This window comes from Pseudoalteromonas sp. 20-92, from assembly GCF_030847595.1.
Taxonomy (GTDB): domain Bacteria; phylum Pseudomonadota; class Gammaproteobacteria; order Enterobacterales; family Alteromonadaceae; genus Pseudoalteromonas; species Pseudoalteromonas fuliginea.
The window spans coordinates 381,408-402,255 of the sequence record NZ_JANJGQ010000002.1; the positions used below are offsets into that span (position 1 = coordinate 381,408).

Annotated in this window: 15 protein-coding genes; 7 read left to right on the forward strand and 8 right to left on the reverse strand. The window is 39.6% G+C overall.

Going from position 1 to position 20,848, the window contains the following annotated elements; translation table 11 throughout:
- Positions 1 to 135: 135 nt before the first annotated feature.
- Positions 136 to 1,359 (forward strand): alkaline phosphatase family protein, encoded by a 1,224-nt coding sequence (locus tag NRL14_RS03595; protein WP_306724031.1) that lies wholly within the window; start codon positions 136 to 138, stop codon positions 1,357 to 1,359.
- A gap of 94 nt (positions 1,360 to 1,453) precedes the next feature.
- Here the strand turns inward: NRL14_RS03595 and NRL14_RS03600 are convergent, their stop codons facing one another.
- Both NRL14_RS03600 and NRL14_RS03605 read right to left on the reverse strand, forming a co-directional pair.
- Positions 1,454 to 2,197: a reprolysin-like metallopeptidase gene (locus NRL14_RS03600; protein WP_007378991.1), complete on the reverse strand. Its 744-nt coding sequence runs from the start codon at positions 2,195 to 2,197 to the stop codon at positions 1,454 to 1,456.
- Positions 2,198 to 2,285: 88 nt separating this feature from the next.
- Entirely contained in the window at positions 2,286 to 2,990 is a 705-nt protein-coding gene (locus tag NRL14_RS03605) for a hypothetical protein (RefSeq protein WP_149615043.1), read from the reverse strand.
- Between the two features lie 376 nt (positions 2,991 to 3,366).
- Between NRL14_RS03605 and NRL14_RS03610 the strand changes: the two genes are divergently transcribed.
- A complete protein-coding gene (locus NRL14_RS03610; protein WP_008139254.1) occupies positions 3,367 to 4,524 on the forward strand; it encodes a benzoate/H(+) symporter BenE family transporter in 1,158 nt (385 codons plus the stop codon).
- 778 nt (positions 4,525 to 5,302) lie between these two features.
- Here NRL14_RS03610 and hemH read toward each other — a convergent pair.
- Together hemH and NRL14_RS03620 are read right to left on the reverse strand one after the other, a co-directional pair.
- A complete protein-coding gene (hemH, locus tag NRL14_RS03615; protein ID WP_008139258.1) occupies positions 5,303 to 6,322 on the reverse strand; it encodes a ferrochelatase in 1,020 nt (339 codons plus the stop codon).
- A 74-nt stretch (positions 6,323 to 6,396) separates the two neighbouring features.
- Complete coding sequence (locus NRL14_RS03620; RefSeq protein WP_007377405.1) at positions 6,397 to 7,725, reverse strand: HD domain-containing phosphohydrolase; 1,329 nt, start codon at positions 7,723 to 7,725, stop codon at positions 6,397 to 6,399.
- A 672-nt stretch (positions 7,726 to 8,397) separates the two neighbouring features.
- Here NRL14_RS03620 and NRL14_RS03625 point away from each other — a divergent pair.
- Both NRL14_RS03625 and arfA read left to right on the forward strand, forming a co-directional pair.
- Positions 8,398 to 10,938, forward strand: coding sequence for a TonB-dependent siderophore receptor (locus NRL14_RS03625; RefSeq protein WP_306724032.1), 2,541 nt, complete (start codon positions 8,398 to 8,400; stop codon positions 10,936 to 10,938).
- Between the two features lie 204 nt (positions 10,939 to 11,142).
- Positions 11,143 to 11,343 (forward strand): ribosome alternative rescue factor ArfA, encoded by a 201-nt coding sequence (gene arfA, locus NRL14_RS03630; RefSeq protein ID WP_008139265.1) that lies wholly within the window; start codon positions 11,143 to 11,145, stop codon positions 11,341 to 11,343.
- 543 nt (positions 11,344 to 11,886) lie between these two features.
- Here the strand turns inward: arfA and NRL14_RS03635 are convergent.
- Both NRL14_RS03635 and NRL14_RS03640 read right to left on the reverse strand, forming a co-directional pair.
- On the reverse strand, positions 11,887 to 13,386 hold the full coding sequence (locus NRL14_RS03635; protein ID WP_008139619.1) for a DUF2235 domain-containing protein: 1,500 nt from the start codon (positions 13,384 to 13,386) through the stop codon (positions 11,887 to 11,889).
- Positions 13,387 to 13,481: 95 nt separating this feature from the next.
- The gene (locus NRL14_RS03640) at positions 13,482 to 14,786 is read right to left on the reverse strand and encodes an NAD(P)/FAD-dependent oxidoreductase (RefSeq protein WP_007377410.1); all 1,305 of its coding nucleotides are present in this window, start codon (positions 14,784 to 14,786) and stop codon (positions 13,482 to 13,484) included.
- Between the two features lie 247 nt (positions 14,787 to 15,033).
- Here NRL14_RS03640 and NRL14_RS03645 point away from each other — a divergent pair, with 247 nt between their 5' ends.
- From NRL14_RS03645 to NRL14_RS03655, 3 genes are all read left to right on the forward strand, one after another.
- Positions 15,034 to 16,962, forward strand: coding sequence for an ATP-dependent DNA helicase RecQ (locus tag NRL14_RS03645; RefSeq protein WP_306724033.1), 1,929 nt, complete (start codon positions 15,034 to 15,036; stop codon positions 16,960 to 16,962).
- A gap of 253 nt (positions 16,963 to 17,215) precedes the next feature.
- Entirely contained in the window at positions 17,216 to 17,623 is a 408-nt protein-coding gene (locus NRL14_RS03650) for a phosphate ABC transporter substrate-binding protein (RefSeq protein ID WP_007377412.1), read from the forward strand.
- Between the two features lie 344 nt (positions 17,624 to 17,967).
- Positions 17,968 to 18,276 (forward strand): YkgJ family cysteine cluster protein, encoded by a 309-nt coding sequence (locus tag NRL14_RS03655; RefSeq protein ID WP_007377413.1) that lies wholly within the window; start codon positions 17,968 to 17,970, stop codon positions 18,274 to 18,276.
- A gap of 108 nt (positions 18,277 to 18,384) precedes the next feature.
- On the opposite strand, the gene NRL14_RS03660 is transcribed toward NRL14_RS03655, so the two are convergent.
- Positions 18,385 to 20,004: a methyl-accepting chemotaxis protein gene (locus NRL14_RS03660; RefSeq protein ID WP_306724034.1), complete on the reverse strand. Its 1,620-nt coding sequence runs from the start codon at positions 20,002 to 20,004 to the stop codon at positions 18,385 to 18,387.
- A gap of 212 nt (positions 20,005 to 20,216) precedes the next feature.
- Positions 20,217 to 20,834, reverse strand: a complete 618-nt coding sequence (locus NRL14_RS03665; RefSeq protein WP_306724035.1) for a glutathione S-transferase family protein — start codon at positions 20,832 to 20,834, stop codon at positions 20,217 to 20,219.
- Positions 20,835 to 20,848: the final 14 nt, after the last annotated feature.

The following is a 20,848-nucleotide window of genomic DNA, read 5'->3' on the forward strand; positions in this document are numbered from 1 at the left end:
TTTAATATACTTACGTTAATATATACACCTAGATGAGTTAGGTACAGGCGCTTGTATCATTTGCGGGCAATCAATTGTATTATCAAATCATTATTTTCAGTATTTAGCGCACTTTTAACTAGGCGGGTATTTATAATGAAGCAGTGGATCTTAAAGGTAATATCAATTTGCCTATTAACAGGAATGAGTAATGTTGCACTTGCAGCAAAAGAGCAAACGGTGGTGCTTGTATCAATTGATGGTCTGCGTTGGGATTACATTGAAAAGCACGGTGCGCCAAATTTAAAGGCAATGGCCGATCGCGGCGTTCGCGCGCAAAAGTTAATACCTGTTTATCCTACTAAAACGTTTCCTAATCATATTTCTATTATTACGGGCTTACTTCCTGTCAATCACGGTATTGTTGATAATAACTTTTGCGATAAAGCCCGCAAAAATGAGTGTTACAGTATGGGTAAAGCACTTGGCGATAGCACTTGGGTAAAAGGTATTCCTCTTTGGAATTTAGCAAAAATGCAGGGGCTTAAATCAGCAACGTACTTTTGGCCTGAGTCGGATGCGTTATTTAACGGCATGACCCCCGATTACTTTTACCATTATTCTAAATATAGCGATTACCAAAGCCGTGTAGATCAAATTATTCAGTGGTTAAGTTTACCAAAAGCACAGCGCCCGCGTTTTATTGCAAGTTACTTTTCGTTGGTTGATAGCATGGGTCATGAATTTGGGCCAGACGCACCACAAACTCGAGATGCAGTTAAACAGCTTGATGAGTTGATGGGGCAATTACAAACTCGCTTACGCAAATTAGAGCAAGACGTAAACCTAGTAATTGTATCGGATCACGGTATGACGAGCGTAAACCCAGATAAAAGTATTGATGTAACAACATTGCCTCAAGATGAAAACTTTTTAGTTAAAAATACAGGCCCTCGTTTACTTATTTATACACAACCGAATGCTAAAAATGTTGATATAGCAGGCTATAAAGCGCGTTTAGAAAAAGCGGCTAAAGGACGTTATACCGTTTTAACTGATGAACAATTAGCAGGCTATCATTATAATAAAGGTACGCGTGTGGGCGATATCGTTGTACAAACCACAGCACCTGCGGTGTTCACTAATACTAAAAAGCCGATGTATTTAGGTACGCATGGCTATGCCTATACCGATGACATGGCTGCTACGTTTATAGCTAGTGGCCCTGCTTTTAAAGAAGGAATTAGCTTAGATAAAGTAAGTAATCTTGATATTTACCCTGTGCTTGCAAAAGTAATGGGTCTTAAATTATTAAGCAAAGTTGATGGTGACGGTAAAACGTTAATGCCCGCTATAAAGCAAAAAATGGTTGTACATTAAGCTTTACCAAAAAAGAGCGCTAAGCGCTCTTGGGGGAAGGTTATAATGTTTATTTTTTAAAAGTGGGTAATGGATAACCCACTTTTATAAGCATTTATTTAAAATTGGCAATGCTTGTTTTAGTTGCTGTTACAGTGCGAATAGCATACGACTGGTTAGTTACACCAAATGGTATGTTATTTACACTCCAATTAGGATTAGAGAAGTAGTCGTATTGTGTTGCACTTCCATATACATGTGGATAGGCCATAATACTTGCAAACTCATTTTGTACACCGTGACCCATACCGTCAGTGTATACACCACCAGAAGTATCACCCTGTTTACGTGAATGTGCTAAGCCTTGGTTATGACCAAGTTCATGTACAAACGTAGTTGCACCACAATCAATAGCTGTAATTGAATACATGCGGTCGCTCATTGAGTTGTATAGGTTGCCGTTAGTACCTTGTCCAACCCATGCTAAACCACATGAAATAAGTCCATTTCCAGCACTTTCGCCAGTACCTAGTACGGCAATCATATCGGCTTTCCAATCGCTGCGTAAACCATCTACATAGCTGCTTTCGGTTACCGAATCAAGCCACTGCTCTGATGGTGTAATGGCATAGTCACCTAGGTTTTGTGTACCCGCTAAACGCAGCGTAATACCTACACCATTTTGGCTATAAACCTGATTTGTGAAGGCAATTAGCTGATTGATTTTAGTGTTGATATTACTAGTAGCCGCTGCTGACTGATCTGTATATAAAATACCGATATCAATAGTCTCTGCTTGTGCAACACTTGCTACACATAGTGCTGCTGCAACAGCGGTTGTAGTGATTACTTTTTTCATTATTGTATTTCCTTACTCTTAGTGTGGTTGATTTTTGGTGTTTAAAATATTGTCGCAACGGGTGCGCTCAAATTTTTAATTTGGTTAATTAGCCATCTATTTTTGGTGCAAATATGTCTACACCTTTTTCAATTTTAGGTTTAGGTGCCGTTACGTCATGCTCTATATGATTTTTATATAAATCACGTTTTGCAGCTATCCAGCCATACTTACCTTTACTTTCAAATACGTAATTACCCGAAGGTGCCGTAAATTGCCCGTATACGGCGTCTTTTCCTACGGTTAATACTGTGTTGTGCATTGCGCCATCTACGCCAACTACGCGGCCAAATATACTTTTATCACCGTTGCTTGATTCAATAACATTAGTGATCTCTGCCGTGAACGTTTCGGCTGTTTGAGGGATTGCTAAGTCGAAGTTTTCGCCCGCTTTTAATGCCTGCAATGAAGCTAAGTCAAATTCAATGTAAGCTTCATTATGTAAGTCAGTTGGTAACACTTTTGCATTTATAAGTACTTGTTTTGCTTTATTTGAGAGGCGGTTTACAGCATCGAATTCATTAAATGTCATATTTTGTTTTGGAGCTGAAACCGCTTTGACATTAATAGGATCTTTACTCATATCAATAGGGGCTGGCGCATGTGTATTTTGTGTACGAAGAGTACTAACCGGCACTAAGTCAATTGCTACAGGTGCAATTGGTTCTGCAGTGTGATCGGTATGAATAAATAGTTCATAAAGTGCAAATGCCGACAAGGGAATGGCAATAATTAAGGCTGCAACTTTTTTCATCTGTTTCTCTTTTGGTGTTTTAAGTTAACTATTTGTTACGTTTTATAGCATAAATTAGATTAGATCAAGCGAATAAATGTAATCAAAAAGTGTTAAGCACTTTATTTTTAAATCCCTTATTAAACTTATGGTTATTTTTTATAGGTACAGAAATTGAGTGGTTATGTACTGGTTTTGTCAGTGTTTTAGCGGGCTTTAGATTGTTTGTGATAACTTTTTTATTCTGTTTAATACAATAGTTTTATGTTGGTTTGGTCATTAATTTAGGTAAAAAATAAAAATGAATTTATTTCACTTTTTGTAGCGTAATAGTTAATTGCAAAGAAAATATTAGCCACGTATGTTGTGTACATAAAAATAAATATTAGAGAGATTTATGGCGGTTTCTGATCAGTTGCTTAATCGAATTACAGCAGGACTCGTAGCGGTTATTATTGGCTTTTCGAGTTCAATTGCGTTGATTTATCAAGTCGTAATTACCCTAGGAGGCACTCCTGATTTAGTTGCCAGCTGGATTTTAATGCTTGGTTTGGTTATGGGGCTTAGTTCCATTGGTTTATCGTATTATTATAAAGTGCCGGTATTAATTGCATGGTCTACTACTGGGGCTGCATTACTTATTTCAAGCGCTCAAGGGTATAACTTGAATGAAGCGATTGGTGCATTTATGTTATCGGCGTTGTTAGTTTTTTTGTCAGGCATAACGGGCTGGTTTGAAAAAATAATGAACCGTATTCCCAGTGAACTAGCATGTGCCATGCTTGCTGGTGTACTTGTTACGTTTGGCATTGACGTGTTTAATTTCATGAACGACATGCCTTTAGTGATTGGCTTAATGGTACTTATGTACTTTGTAGGTAAGCGATTTTTTGCCCGCTTTGCAATGCTTAGTGTACTTATTGTGGGTGTATTACTGGCGTGGAGTATGGGAAATATTGATACGACTGCATTGCATTGGAAAATGAGCCAATTTACTTACACCGCTCCCATGTTTAACTTACAAGCATGTATTAGCATTGGTTTACCACTTTATATTGTCACCATGACGTCGCAAAATTTGCCCGGTATAGCCGTCCTCAAAGCACATAATTATAAAGTACCTATTTCTGCATCACTTAATGTGACAGGCTTCATTAATATTATAACTGCACCATTTGGGGCATATTCTATAAATTTAGCTGCAATAACCGCCGCTATTTGCATGAGCGAAGAAGCGGATAAAAACCCTGATAAGCGTTATTGGGCAAGTATTGCTGGTGGTGTTTTTTATATAATAATGGCGTTATGTGCAGCAACGTTAGTTGGGCTAGTTGCAACTTTACCACAAGCACTTATTTTGGCACTTGCAGGTATTGCACTGTTTGGCACTATTGCGAATAGTTTGCAGCAAGCATTGAATGGCTCGCAATATACTGAAGCTGCCATTGTAACATTTTTAGTTACAGCGTCAGATTTAACGCTGCTCTCGGTCGGATCTGCTTTTTGGGGAATTATCGCAGGTGTGTGCACGGTAATGATTACCCGAAAGGATTGAGTTAATACTTAATTGTTGTAGGTGAGGTTTTATACCTCGCTAATTTTTATGTTTTTACAAGCGCGAAGTAAATTCGCACCTACAAGTTGGGTGCTTAATTGTTGTAGGTGAGGTTTTATACCTCGCTAATTTTTAAGCTTTTACAAGCGCGAAGTAAATTCGCACCTACAAGTTGGGTGTTTGATTGTTGTAGGTGAGGTTTTACACCTCGCTAATTTTTAAATTTTTAAGAGCGCGAAGTAAATTCGCATCTATAAGTTGGGTACTTAATTGTTGTAGGTGAGGCTTTATACCTCGCTAATTTTTAAGCTTTTACATGCGCGAAGTAAATTCGCACCTACAAGTTGGGTGTTTGATTGTTGTAGGTGAGGTTTTATACCTCGCTAATTTTTACAAGCGCGAAGTAAATTCGCACCTATAAGTTGGGTGCTTAATTGTTGCAGGTGAGGTTTTATACCTCGCTAATTTTTAACTTTTTGCAAGCGCGAAGTAAATTTGCACCTATAAGTTGGGTGTTTGATTGCTGTAGGTGAGGTTTATACCTCACTAATTTTTAAATTTTTACGAGCGCGAAGTAAATTCGCACCTACAAGTTGGGTGTTTGATTGCTGTAGGTGAGGTTTTATACCTCGCTAATTTTTAACTTTTTACAAGCACGAAGTAAATTCGCACCTATAAGTTGAGTGCTTAATTTTTGTAGGTGAGGTTTTATAAAATAAAAAGCGGTGTTAATGCTAACACCGCTTAAAAGTCACTATTTACTCGCAGTTATGAACGTTTATAACATCGGTTTTAGTACATCATATATGGCTTCAATGTGATCGTCTCGGTCATTGAGTGCCGCAATGTAACGGTATTTTTCGCCACCAGCTTCTTCAAAAATTTCACGATTTTCGCCTTCAAGTTCTTCAAGTGTTTCGAGGCAGTCAGCACTAAAAGCAGGGCTTATAATCGCTATGTCTTTAATTCCCTCACTTGGTAGGCTTTGAAGTGTTGCATCGGTATAAGGTTTTAACCATTCAGCTTTGCCAAAGCGGCTCTGAAACGTACTAATTACTTTATCTTTATCCAAGCCTAACTTTTCTACTACTAAGCGGGTCGTTTGTAAACACAAACAATGATACGGGTCGCCTCGTTCTAAGAATAATTTAGGCATGCCGTGGTACGAAAAAACCAATTTTTGTGGCATGCCGTTGGCTTCTAAATCTTCACTGATGCTGTTTGCAAGCGATTCAATATAGCGTGTATTTTTATGATAGCCGTTTATAAAATGTAGCTCTGGTACCCAGCGCCATTTACGCAGTACGTTTGATACAGCATCAAACGTAGAACCCGTAGTTGGGCTCGAATATTGTGGATACATTGGCATTATAACAATACGTGTTAATCCCTTTTCTCGTAAGGCTTCAAGGCCAGCTTCAATAGATGGATTGCCGTAGCGCATTGCCATAACAACTTCGGTATTGGTGTAGCCTTTTTCTTTTAGTAGGGTATTTAACTTAATACTTTGCTGGCGTGTAATATGGGTTAGTGGTGATCCGTTTTCGGTCCATATACTTTCATATAATTTGGCTGAACGCTTAGGGCGGACTCGTAAAATAATACCATGCAAAATAATCATCCATACTAGGCGTGGTATTTCTACAATACGGGGGTCTGATAAAAACTCTCGTAAGTAAATACGCAGTGCTGCAGCCGTCGGCGCATCAGGACTACCTAAGTTGGTAAGCAATATTCCCGTTTTTTGGTTAAAACGCTGATCGTGGGGATTGTCGGTAACGGCAGAAAATCGCGACACGGTGTGCTCCTTCAAGCAAAGTCATTAATTTATTTTAGACACATTGTAACGAAAAAAACTGCGATTTAGATCAATCATTTAGCGGTTTTAACCATTATTCTAAATGGAGTCGGCTTTTTGGCTTCAAGCTGTTGCAGTTTTTCGATTGATTTGCGGCTAAATATATGGCCTTTTGGTAATAGCATTATGCCTGTGTGGCTATGCAGAGCGTGTCCTAAAATCATGTTCTCTTTAAGTTCGCTAGCATTACAAATAAGTATTGAGCCAGCTGAGCTTTTTTGCTCACGCATTTTTGTTTGACTAGCCTCAAGAGCACGTACAATTTTAGGGTGATAAAATGTACCGCTATAAAGCTTTACAGTATCGAGCGCATGTACATGGCGGTCTTGTTCATTTGCGGCATTACTTTGTTCAAAAGCATCCCAGTAATCACGCGCTAAACCCAACACCATTGCGCCAATCGGTATATCGTTACCGGCTAAACCTTTAGGCATGCCATTCCCGTTATAACGCTCAAACTGATGGTAAATAGCGTCAGAAACATCATGTAAATGTGTTGCTGGCATTAGCATTAATTGCGCTGTGCTTGGGTGCGTATAAAATGTTTTACGCTGCGACTCGCTTAATTTATTGACTGGTTTTTTATAAAGATCAGGATCCATGGCAAGTAACCCTATTTGCGCTAAGTAGCCAGCCATCGGCGCAAGATCGATACTTTTCTGCGATAAATTTAAATAGAGCGCTATTTGGGTGCAGGTATTGGCAATGTTTTGTGCCCTATTTCCATCGAGATAAGGGTTTGCATTTATAAAGTTATATAAAAGCTCGACGGTTGATTTATGCTCTATTTTTTCTCGTTCACTTGCTTCTTCTAATTGTTTTAAAACTTGTTTGATTTGTTTAGTTCGTTTTTCTACGCGTTGTTCAAGATCATTGTTTAATTCGATAAGTTCTAAGTTTTGAGTTTTTACTTGTTCTTCAAGTATTTGATTTTGTTTTTTTAGCTGAAATTTTTCAAGGCTATTATTAATGCTGCCAAGTAGCAGATCGTTTTGCCAAGGCTTTTGGATATAACCGCTTATTTGACCTTGGTTAACTGCGGCTAAGGTTGTTTCTATGTCGGCATACCCTGTTAATAAAATACGCTGTGTGTCAGGCGCAAGCTTACGGGCTTGCTCTAAAAACTGTGCGCCATTCATTTTTGGCATGCGCATATCGCTGATGATTAAGCCAAATTCGTGGCTTTTTAAATGTGTTAAAGCTGTTTCGGGGTTACTGCACGCGATCGCCGTTAGTTTGTTTGTTTTTAGTAAACGGGTGAGTGAACGCAATACTATTTCATCATCGTCAACGCATAGTACATCAATGTGAGTCATGGCAGCTTTTTTAGCTGTGTCTGTCATAGCTTTATCCTTACAAGTCAATAATGTATTTTTTATTTAAGATTACTTTATTAAAGCGTAGCTCAAAAAATCACTCCAGTTACATAATTGTCAAAGATGATTAGGGCGCGTTGATCTTTGTGGATTAAAATTAGTCCCTAGAAAGAACCTTTCGGGCAGCGCATGTTTGGTATTTATGCTGCGTTATCGCCTACTTATGGATAATAACCACACTACATGGCCCTTGCTTAAAAACCAAGCAGTCTACTGCAAATTCAACCACCAAAGAGCAACACGCCCTAAATGTTTATGCTTAAAGTTAATTGCTGAGTAGTCGGCAAGTTAAAAATGCTTGTTTGCGCTATATGCTATTTTCGACGAAGAAATAAAAGTAAATAGTGCCTTAGACTAAGTTACGAGTATTTTTTGTTCATTACCCGTCAAAACAGACAATAACCATTACAATTTACATTGTAAACAAAACGTTAAAGCTAGTAATTTGAAAATTAATACCTGTTTTGTATGTATTTAACGCACTTTTAAGTGTTTTTTTCTTATGTTATAAAATATTTGCATAATTACACCATTTTTTGTTTCTTTTTATTTGTATATGTTGCTAGGATGTTTGCACAGGCTGCTAATAAAGTGGTTTAAATAATTTATAAGAACACACAAAAAAACAGGGTCGTCACTATGTCAACATACCGTTTAAATACACTTGCTGTAGCCGTTGCTTTTGCGTTTAGCGCACCAAGCATTGTTAACGCAGAAGAAGCACCAGTGCAAGCTGCTAAAAACATAGAGCAAATATCTGTATTAGGATCGCGTGTATCTAACCGCACCTCTACAGAGTCTTCTTCTCCTATTGATTTAATTGACGCGGATGATTTAACTAAAGGTGGTTTTACCGAATTAGGCCAAAGCCTTCAAGCGACAGCGCCTTCATTTAACTTTTCGCGTACACAAGTATCAGACGGTTCTGATTTATTTAGACCCGCAACACTTCGCGGCTTACAACCAGATCAAACCCTTGTATTAGTAAATGGTAAACGTCGTCATAACCAATCAATTTTTGGCCTTAACGGTACAGTTGGTGCAGGCGCTGCGGGTACTGATATGAATGCCATTCCGCTAACAGCGCTTAAAGGCGTTGAAGTATTACGCGACGGCGCTGCAGCGCAGTATGGCTCTGACGCGATTGCAGGTGTTATTAACTTATCTCTTAATAACTCAACCGGTATTACAACGGGTTTTGTACAATACGGCGGCACAAGTGAAGGTGACGGCGACACTATTTCAGCAGGTTTAAACCGTGGTTTTGAATTAGGTAACGAAGGCGGCTTTATTAACCTATCGCTTGAGTACCGTGATGCCGACGGCACTAACCGCGCCGAGCGCGATACGGGTGGTTCGCTTAATGTTGAACCAGGTACGCTAAGTGAAGATGTACGCTGGGGCCAAGGTAACTCAGAAAGTGAATTTACGTCGTTATTCTACAACATGGCATTACCAATGGGCGACGGTGAGCTTTACTCGTTTGGTGGCTACTCAGAGCGCACGGCGCTGGGTAATGGTTTTTACCGTAACTTTAACGAAGCGTCTAAAAACGTAACACAAGTATATAGTGATGGTTTTTTACCGCGCATATATAACGAAGCACAAGATATTTCAGTCGCGCTTGGTTTTAAAGGCGATATAAACACAGATTGGACTTACGATGTATCGGCTGTTTATGGTGAAAACCAATACGATTTTACATCACGTAATACATTAAACGCTTCTTACGCGGCTGAGTATTTATTTAATAACCCAAGTGCAAGCGATACCGATATTGCAGCAAACTCTGGCCCTACTGGCGGTTACTCAGGTGGTTTTAGATTCGATCAAACAACGGTTAACCTTGATGTAAACGGTATTGTAGATATTGGCCGTAGTGAGCCTTTATATGTAACAGTAGGTGCCGAATACCGTAAAGAAAACTACGAAATAGTGCCTGGCGATGAAGCATCATACGCCTGTGGACTAGCAAATATTGATACCTCGTACCCATCAGTAAACGATCCGGATCAATTTGCACAGTGTGGTTTTCAAGCTTATAACGGCCTACGCCCTGAAGCGGCTAACGACAGCGACCGTAACAGCTACGCAGTTTATGTAGACGTAGAAACTATGATCACCGACGCATGGAACGTAAGTGGTGCGCTACGCTATGAAGATTTCTCAGATGCTGGAGATGATTTAATTGGTAAATTAGCAACACGTTATGAATTTTCAGATGACTTTGCAGTACGTGGTGCACTGTCTACTGGTTTTAGAGCGCCATCACTTCAACAAAGTGGTTATACAGCTTTTACAACTAACTTAGGCTCAGACGGCACATTAACGCAGTCGTTCACGGCAAACACTGGGACCGCTTTCCCAAGTGCGCTAGGCGTAGATAGCTTAGAGCTTGAAACATCAACAAACTACAGTGCAGGTTTTGTTTACGATGTAACAAGCGAGCTTTCGTTAACGGTTGATTTTTACCGTGTAGAAATTGAAGACCGTATTACACTTGGCAGCTTACTTTCGGCTGACGACGTATCGTTTAGCTCTGAAGCGGTTGCTGCGCTACAAGCAACGGGAGCTGTGCAAGCTAACTACTTCTCAAACTCGGTTGATTCTACTACGCAAGGTGTTGATATTATTGCATCGTACCGCACTGAATTTGAAGGCGGTAATTTAGGAGTAACCTTTGCAGGTAACCTAAACGATACTAAAATTGACAGCGTAAACGCAGAAGACGGTATTCCTGAAGCGGTTGCTTTTGATGATTTACAACGTAGCTTTTTTACCGACGGACAACCGAGCGAACGTGCAACGCTTACGTTTGACTACGAACGCGATGCCTACACATCAACCATTCGCTTTAACTACTTTGGCGAAACAGACGTAAAATACTTTGGTAACGACCATATTTCATTACCAGGTGAGCTTTCGCCTACGGGTTCATTTAAACCAACAAGTACGGTTGAGTCTGCTGTGTTAGTTGATTTAAATGTTAGCTACCAAATTAACGACATGTTTGCGCTTTCGGTTGGTGCCGATAACGTATTTGACGAAACGCCAGATGAATTAGGTGATGACGAAGTACTTAATTTTATCACCAACGGCGCATTTAAATACCCTGTACGCGCATTGCCATACGGCTTTGACGGCAGAACGTACTACGCAAAAGTAAGCTTTAGTTTTTAATTTATAAAGTAAACTAAAGTAATATTAAGCGCAGTTATTAACTGCGCTTTTTTTATGCTTTTTTATTATAAAAAAGTACCTGTTGGGCATTAAAAATACTTGCGCGGTTGAAAATTAAGCCTACAATCGCCATCTCTTAAATAGGCCAATATAAAAGCCTCTTTATTATTTAACTTAAAATAACCATTAGTTGATAGGAAATATATGACTAAAAAATCTAAAGCAAAAACCGCAAACACCGGCGCGGTAGACACAGGACGAGGCGTTATAAACCACAATGCACTAGCAGCGTTGGTAACCTCTAAATTATTTAAACCACAAGTAGTTAAAGCTAAAAAAGGCAAAGGTTCGTTTAAACGTAGCAACAAGCATTCAGGACAAGAGTCCTATTTAATCGCCGCTTAAATAGCACCGATCAAATAGGGCTTTCGCCAGCGCAGAACTAACTCACGCGAGAAGCATCGTTTTTAATTTTAAAGTCTGTTTTCCATTTTAAATATGACGAGCTGCACTCGTTACGCCAGCAAGCTGCGCGTCTAGAAGGGTTTATACCCAAGTTTCAGAATATGATGTGTAGACGTCGAGCTTGCTCACGTTAGAAGCAAAGCTTCTCATTACTTAATACCCTAAAAACTGCGTTTTTACACGCCAGCAAGCTGCGCGTCTACAGGGGAATGATCATTGAGCTGCGGTTACGATTTCTTGTAGGCGTAGAGCTTGCTCACGCGAGAAGCGCAGCTTCTAATCTAAAGTCTGTTTTTCATTTTAAAATATGACGAGCTGCACTCGTTACGCCAGCAAGCTGCGCGTCTACAGGGGAATGATCATTGAGCTGCGGTTACGATTTCTTGTAGGCGTAGAGCTTGCTCACGCGAGAAGCAAAGCTTCTCATTACTTAATATCCTAAAAACTGCGTTTTTACACGCCAGCAAGCTGCGCGTCTACAGGCTATTCCAGTCTTGTTACTTTTACTTTTATTTTTCCTGCGTTCGCACCATAAAAGCGGCTTAAGTCGTTTGCAAATGGGCAAAACTCACCAGATTTAGTAATTTTAATATCAGCGCCGTCAGCTATTTTAAATAGGTGCTCGTCGTTTTTATTAATCGCTCCTATCAACGAAAACCATTGTGCATGAGGCAATCGTCTAAATGGTTCAAGCACTGCCATTGGGATTTCTTTTACGCCAAGCTTCACATTATCGCGATGCCAACCTATTGGTGTGCACTTTATACCATCGTCAAACCAGTATTGATTTGGATATGGGGTAAAACGGTAAGTAGCGCCTTGCTCTAGCATAAGGCCAGTTGCATTGTATTGCTCACTAGCAAATACTATTACATCTTGGCTTTGGTTAACGCTCAGCACATTCATATTTTGATTAGCCAGTTCTATATGTTGGCTTAAACCAATAAAGCTAAGCGTGGTGTTGTCGTTATAGCTAATTTTGTAATGCAGTTTTTTAAGCGATTCTGGGCGGTAACTGGTTAGCTTGTTAATACGCTCTGCAACGCTGTGATGCACTAAAGGTTTAAGATTGCTAGCTTCGTTATCTATAAGTACATAGCATTCTCTGTCTACTAGTTTAAATAAGGGGTTAAACCAAAAGTAATTTTGCTGATGACTTAATGCGAGCGGATCAGGAATAACCGTCACATCATCTTGCGCAACTAAGTTGTTATCGGGTAGTAGTGTTGTGTAATCTATATCGCGGCTAGTTAATAACGAAATATTAAGCGGTTGCTCTATTAACCACTCAAGTGCATAACGCAAGCTAATATCGGCTAGGCCATCGCGGTAGTAACCGCCGCCAATATCTGAATGCGCGCCAGCAAACCACAGCTCGGTAATATTATTTTGATGGTTCATTAGTGTGGGTTCAAAGGCGCGGCGTTTTTCATCAAGCGATACACAGTGCAGAGCTTGAGATACGTTTGTGGCTATGGTGTGGTTTTCAAAAATAACATGTTCAGCGCCGCGCGTTGCTTTACTTACTTTTGATAAGCCAATTGAGGCTACTGTATCAAATACACAAAGGTAGACTCGCTCACATATTAATAACTCCAGACATTTTGCAAAGCGCCTGGCAAGTGCTGCACCTCGACTAAAACCTGTTAAAAGTAGTGAATCGCCTAGTTGGTAATGAGTTTTAAAATCGGTTAAAGCCTGATTTAAAATACTGGCTACATCGTCACCACGAGGTGCAAATGTTTGGTTTAATACACGCTTTAAACGACTACCTTTAGTGCCTATCCCTTGATAATAAAAACTGAGTTGGTTTGACTGTGGGGTAATGGGGGAGTCTTCTAATTTACCGCCAAGCAGTAAGTGTAATTTTAGAATATTAGAAATACTGGCGTCTTCTTTAAAGTGTTCTGAGCTAAATTGCTCTGCGTCACGGGGCTCATTCCCTGTGCCATCAAAGTTGAAAATTAGCGTTTTGCCCGTCATAACCCAATTTCCTTAGTTGTTTTAAATACTCTACACAGCCAATGTTAAAAATTAAAGACAGTGATAACGCTCACTGCCTTTAATTTAAATCGCCTTTAATGTAACTTCATTTTTGGGCGAACTACACGCAGTACTTTTTCGCTTATCCATAATGCAAAGGTTTTTGCACTGCCGTGAATAGCGCGTTGATGCATTCTATAAAGCGATATATACATAAAGCGGGCAATTTTACCTTCAATAAAAAAGGTATTACTGGTGAGGTTACCCATTAAATTACCCACAGTACTGTAGCTTGATAAATTAACAAGTGAGCCATGGTCGCTATACTTAAAGCCGCGTAGTGGTTGCTGTTTTAGCGTGGCGATAAGGTTTTTTTCGACGCACTGCGCCATTTGGTGCGCCGATTGTGCGCGTGGTGGTACTTGCTTACCATCTGCCTGCGTAAATGCGCAGCAATCGCCTAACACAAAAATGCTTTCATCAACGGTGCTTTGTAAAAACTCGTTTACTTGAATTTGGTTGCTGCGGGTCAACTCAAAAACACCTAAATCTTTTATAAAATCAGGCGCTTTTACGCCTGCTGCCCACACCATAATATCGGCATCAATGTGTTCTTCATCTTTGGTGATAAAGCCTTGTGCGGTGCCTTCTTTTACTTGCGTTTGCTCACGTACGTTTACGCCGAGTTTTAATAGTTCGCGTTTGGCGCTGGTGGCTATGCGCTCTGGTAATGCAGGTAAAATACGCGGGCCTGCCTCTATTAAATGTATATGTAAACGTTTAGAGGACATATTTGTTAAGCCATACAACTTTAATAGCTCAGACACATGGTAAAGCTCAGCTGAGAGTTCAACACCGGTAGCACCGCCGCCTACAATGGCAATATTAAGTGATTGCTGTTGATTGTCGTCCTGATGAAGGCGCGTAAAGCTGTCGAGTAATGAATGCTGAAAGCGTTCTGCTTGTTGGCTTGAGTCTAAAAAGTAACAATGCTCTTTTATACCTGGGGTATTAAAGTCGTTACTTACGCTGCCAATGGCAATAACAAGGTGATCGTAGCGTACCGTGCGCCCAGGTAAAATGGTGTGGCCTAACTCGTCGTTGAGCGCGGAGAGAGTAATTGTTTTATTGCTTTGGTCTATATTGCAAAAAGTACCAAGTTGAAAACGGTAATGATGTTTTGCGGCATGGGCTGAGTACACAACGCCATCTAAATCGGGGTCAATAGAGCCTGTCGCTACTTCGTGCAGTAACGGCTTCCATATGTGGGTACGGTTTTTGTCTATTAACAGTATATCTGCTTGGTTTTTTTTCCCTAGTTTATGCCCTAGTTGGGTTGCAAGCTCTAGCCCGCCAGCACCACCGCCAATAACGACGATTTTAGGTATTGTAATACTCATAACGTTGCCCTTAAAAATAATATACCCAAATAATCTGTATTATTTTTAGTGTTTTGAGGTTATTTGGGTATTATGAAAATTATTTTTGGCAAACGTAATAACATACTCTTTAGTGAGGTTATTTTGCGCTTAAATAAAGGATATGTCAGCAAAAAATGATGATTAAAGGCATATAAGTTATACTCACTTTTTTATCGCTTAGCTGTGCAGTTAAATCGCTGTTTGAAAAACAACGAAAAGGGTATTTATGACCACGCCATTAATTCAGTCACTTGAACAACATTTTGGTTTTAGCCAATTTAGAACAGGGCAGCAACAAACTATAGAGCAGCTTTTAAATGGTCAATCGTCGTTGGCTATATTTCCGACCGGCTCGGGTAAATCGTTGTGTTACCAACTCACTGCTTTGCACTTACCTAATTTAACCTTAGTGGTTTCGCCTTTACTTGCGTTGATGAAAGATCAAATTAGCTTTTTAAATAGCAAAGGCATTTATGCTGCCAGCCTTGATTCGAGCCAAGATCAAATGCAAAGCAGCACTGTAATGAACGACGTGCGAAACGGTAAAATTAAAGTATTAATGGTCTCGGTTGAGCGATTTAAAAACGAACGCTTTAGAGAATTTATAAGCCAAGTGGCGCTTTCGATGTTAGTGGTAGACGAAGCGCACTGTATATCAGAATGGGGCCATAACTTTAGACCCGACTACCTTAAACTGCCACGTTACCGCGAAGAGCTTAATATTCCTTTAGTGTTGTTGCTTACTGCAACGGCCACAAAAAAAGTAAAACGCGATATGGCAGAGCGATTTGCTATATCGCCTGAGTGCATTGTACAAACGGGTTTTTACCGCGCTAATTTAGATTTAAGCGTGTTGAGTGTTAAAACAGCCGATAAAAATACCGAGCTTACCAACATTGTGCGCGCGCAAAGTGGCCCTGGTATTGTATATGTAACGCTACAGCAAAGCGCAGAGCAAGTCGCTAATGTGCTAAGCGCGCAAGGTATTCACGCTGTTGCTTACCATGCAGGGCTTGAAGATACGCTACGCTGGCAAATTCAAGATGACTTTATGGCGGGTAAAATTAACGTAGTGGTGGCTACCATTGCCTTTGGTATGGGCGTTGATAAGTCGGACATTCGCTTTGTTATACATTATGACTTACCTAAATCGATAGAAAACTACAGCCAAGAAATTGGCCGTGCAGGGCGCGATGGCAATCCATCAAATTGCTACACCCTTGCCAATTTAGATGGGCTAAATACGGTTGAAAACTTTGTATATGGCGACACCCCAGAGCTTAGCGGTATTGAATATGTAATTAACGATATTCGCCAAAGCCACCAGCAATGGGAAATGCAAGAATATAGCTTATCGAGTGAAAGTAATATTAGGCAACTGGCCCTTAAAACCTTGCTAGTACAACTAGAAATGCAAGGCGCAATAACGCCACAATATGCCTACTATGCCGATTTTAAATACAAATTTTTGGTTGATAAAAACGAGCTACTAAGCCAGTTTGACCAGCAGCGCCAAGCATTTTTAACACAAATATTTAGCCATACCGATTTTAAAAAAATATGGGGTACGCTAAATTTTGACTCCCTTACACAAGCCGCGCAGGTTGATCGAAAACGTGTAGTGGCTGCTCTTGACTACCTAGTCGAAAAAAACCTAATAACGCTTGAAACTAAACGTATTACCCAAGTATACAAAGTGCATGGAGAGGTTATAAACAACCCTGAACTTGCCCAGCAACTGCACGACTACTTTAGCGATAAAGAACAGGCCGAAATTAAACGTATTGCTGCACTGGTTCGCTTTTTTGAGCTACAAAGTTGCTTAAGCTATAACTTAGCGCGCTATTTTGACGATCAAAATGCACCTGAGCAATGCGGGCATTGTAGTGTGTGTAGAGGCCATGCGGTTAAGCTTGAATACTCTATAGAGCCTGCCTATATTGACGAGCAACTTATTTATCAAAAGGTAGATGAGTTTTTAGCGCATATGGCAGGTAAGGGTAATCATAATGTGGGTATTGAAACCCAATGCCGCTTTTTAGCGGGGATGAGTGTGCCGTTATTTGCGCGTAATAAAGTGCGCCAGCTGAGTGGTTTTGCACTGTGCGAGCAGATGCGTTATAGCGAAATTAAAGCAACACTTCTTGCTAGATAGGTATTTAAATAATTACCAAACCAGAATAACGATAAAAAATGTTAAATTTTTGTTTGTTTTCTCGTGGTTTAACTATACTCAACGTGGATATTTCGTTCATACATAGATGATGTGAGCATCGAGACTTCAAAATTGATTGTTTTAGATGTGTTTAAAACTGCTGCAAGAAAGAGACAAAGTGGCTCGTTTTCATCAGCAGTAATGAGTAATAGTAAAGTAACCACGTTTGGTATTTTTTTTTAAGGGGATAGAGATGAAAAAATTAGTGTTATGTGTTCTGTTTTTGTTTAGTAATGTTGCCTTTGCAGATTTTGCCATTATTGTGCATCCCTCGAATGATAGCAGCTTTGACGAGTCTGTTATTACTCGAATTTACACCGGAAAAGAAAAGTCGTTTAGTAATGGCAATACAATTATTCCTGTATCTCAAGAAGAAAAAAATACCGCTACAGAGCAGTTTAACAGCAAGTTACTCAATAAAAGCGCTTCACAGTTGAGAGCATATTGGTCAAAACTTATTTTTACAGGCAAAGGCACGCCACCTAAAGCGCTCGAAAATGACGCTGAGGTCATTAAAATGGTTGCAACTAACCCAAATACCATTGGTTTTGTTTCTACCTCTGCGGTATCGGGCGATGTTAAAGTGGTTTTAAACTTTTAATATTAAAAAACACCAAACAAGCGTGCTAAGTAATAGCACGCTTAATCTTTTTAATTGGCATACCCGCTCGTTTAATTAAATGAGCTACTTTAAGGTAAAAAAGTATTGTTTATAACAAGACAAAAATTTTGTTATTTAGTTGTTATCGATAATTGCTCCCTGCATTGCTCTACCTCCTGCACCCATACAGTCGTATATAAGAAATTTTAGTATCAGATTAACTAATCAAATTGATTAAGTATTTTTTCGGATTAGTATTATATTTATCAACTACAATAAAATTTACTAGCACGTTTTGTTTGCTCGTGTATCCTAATTGACGAGTTTCTCTTATTTAAGCCACTATGCCGCATATTGTTATCCCCGTTGAAAATATTTCTACTATCTCAGAGCCAGTTACATGTGCTAACTGCCAAGCCTGTTGTTGCCAATTAGAAGTGCGCATAGTAACCGATACCGGCGTGCCCTTTAACTATATTGAATACGATAAATGGGGGAGCGAGGTAATGAAGCGCGCAGACGATGGTTGGTGCGAAGCGCTCGATAGAAATACGCTTATGTGCTCTATTTACGAAAACCGCCCATTGGTATGCCGCGAGTTTGAAATGGCGTCGGGTGAGTGTATTACTGAGCGCGATTTAGCGGGTATATAGTGATAGCATCCAAGTTAGTTAACTAGATTATACCTACATACAACTTATTGCTACCTACAACAAAGGGGCTTAAAGCCCCTTTTTTAATTACTGTAAAACGCTAAACACTTAAACTTTAAAGTAACTAATATATTTCTTAAGCGTGTTTGAAAGGTCAGCTAATGCAACGGCTTCTTGTGCGTTACTATTAAGTGACATACTGGTTTCTTTCGACATACTGGCAATTTCTTCAACGCCGGTACTAATTTGTGCCACGGTGGCTACTTGGTTTGATGTTGCTTCAACAATTTCAAGTACGTTACTTAATGAGTCGTTAGCTTGTTGCTGTATTTGGTGTAGTAACTCGTTTGCCTCGTGAGTAAGCGTTAAGCCGTTTTCGACTTGCGGTACAGTGGTTTCCATTGCTGTTACCGATGCTTGCGTGTTTTCTTGTACTTGCAAAATCATCTTTTCAATATCGCCTGTTGCATCACCGGTACGCTGGGCAAGTTGCCTTACCTCATCAGCAACAACAGCAAACCCTCGGCCTGTTTCGCCTGCTCTTGCGGCTTCTATTGCAGCATTTAGTGCAAGCAAGTTTGTTTGATCAGAAATGCCGCGTATTACACTTAAAATATCGCCAATGTGCTTTACATGTTCTTGAAGTACATTTATTTGGGTAACCGTCGCTTTTACCGTTACTGATATTTGTTCAATCTCGGCTGCTACTTTTTGCACTGCCGTACTGCCTTGCTGCGATAACTGGGCCGTAATTTTTGAATTGTCTTCAGTTTGCCTTACTGCATCGGCAACAGAATGAATACTGCGACTCATTTCTTCTAAACTACTGACTGCAGAATTGGTATATGTTACTTGTGTATCGGCTGCGCTTAGTGCTTGTTGTGAGCCAGATGCCACACTTGCTGAATGTGTTGAGAGCTCTTTAGATGAATTAATAATACTATCTACAATGTTTTTTAATTTGCTTTGCATTACTTCTACTGATGCCATCATGCTGTTAGGACAACACGAGTGCACATCGCCTCTTAAATCGCCTTGTGCGATAAGTGCAATTACTTCAGCGGCTTCTTGCGGTTCTCCACCGACTGAGTTTCTGATCAGCTGGCTAATAATATAAGCGACGCTTGCACCAATGATAATAGCGAGTGCCGTTAACGAAATCATCCATATTTTAAATGAGCTGGCTACTTCGCGGGTATCGATAGTTGTTATTTGATTTGCTTGCTCTTGCAAGTTTATAAATTGATTTATGGTATTGAGCCACTCGGTAAAAGCAGGGCGGGCATCGTTTAATAAAATATTCGAAGCCTCGTTTAAATTACCCGCATTTTTAGCGCTTATTACATTTTGTATAAAAGGGAGGGTACGTCGTTCTATTTGGTTAATTTTATTTATAAGAGAGCGCTCTGTACTCGACATATCTGTAGTTAACTCGGCCATAGCGCGGCTCGATGTTTGATAAAATGCGTCGAGTTCTTTTATATTATTAAAAACAGTATTTAAATCGCTCTGGCTTGTTATTAACACAACATCGCGAACTGCAATAGCCCTGTCGTGTACACTGCCTCTAAAATTAATAGCGTATCGCTGTTTTACCGAATTTACGTCTGTTATGTGAGTAATATTAGAGTTAATGAGGCTAACACGTGAAATTCCGATAATGGTTAAAATAAGCATCATTGATAAGATCACGCCGAAACCAGTAGCTAAGCGCATATTTATTGTCATGGTTTGTCCCAAATATGAAAAGTACTCGTTTTAAGCTTACCAGTACAATTAAGAAATTTTAGAATAATGAATGCATTATGCACCATGACTACTAGTTTTAGCACAATAATAAGTTTTTTTTGTAAAAAATATGTATATAAAATTTATGGTTAAGCTATAAAGCTAAAAAAGAGGCCTAAGGCCTCTTGAGTTTATCTATATTAAATCATTTATTAGTCGTACTTTGCTTCTAGCTCATTAGCTGTATGAAACTTTTCATGGCTTTGTAATTGCTCGTCGTATTTGACGAGGTTTTTAAAGTGCGCTAATTGGCCTGAGTTTTTAACAATTTCAACAATAAACGACATCATAAAATCAGCGCCCGTTAGGGTATCGCCCACTAAATAACGTTTACTTTCAAGGCGGTCGTTAAAGTAGCTAATTACTTTAGCTGTTTCAGCGTTGGCATAGCCTTCTAAAAACTGTGTTTTAGCGCCATCTTTTAGTACAAACATTTTAAGTAAAAGCGGTAAAATTGCTGAACTTTCTGCAAAGTGCAGCCATTGCTGGTAGTCAACATATTCAGCTGTATTAACTTTTGGAGCAAATTTACCGTTGCCGTATTTAGAAATAAGGTAGTCGGTAATAGCACCTGATTCAGCAATAATTAAACCGCCGTCTTCAATTACCGGCGACTTACCAAGTTGATGAATATGTTTTAATTCGTCAGGGGCTAGGAAGGTGTCTTTATTGCGCTGGTAAGCCACAATTTCGTAGTCAACATCTAGCTCTTCTAAAAGCCAAATTATACGTTTAGAACGGGATTTATTTAAATGGTGTAGTTTAATCATGTCAGTCCTTTTAT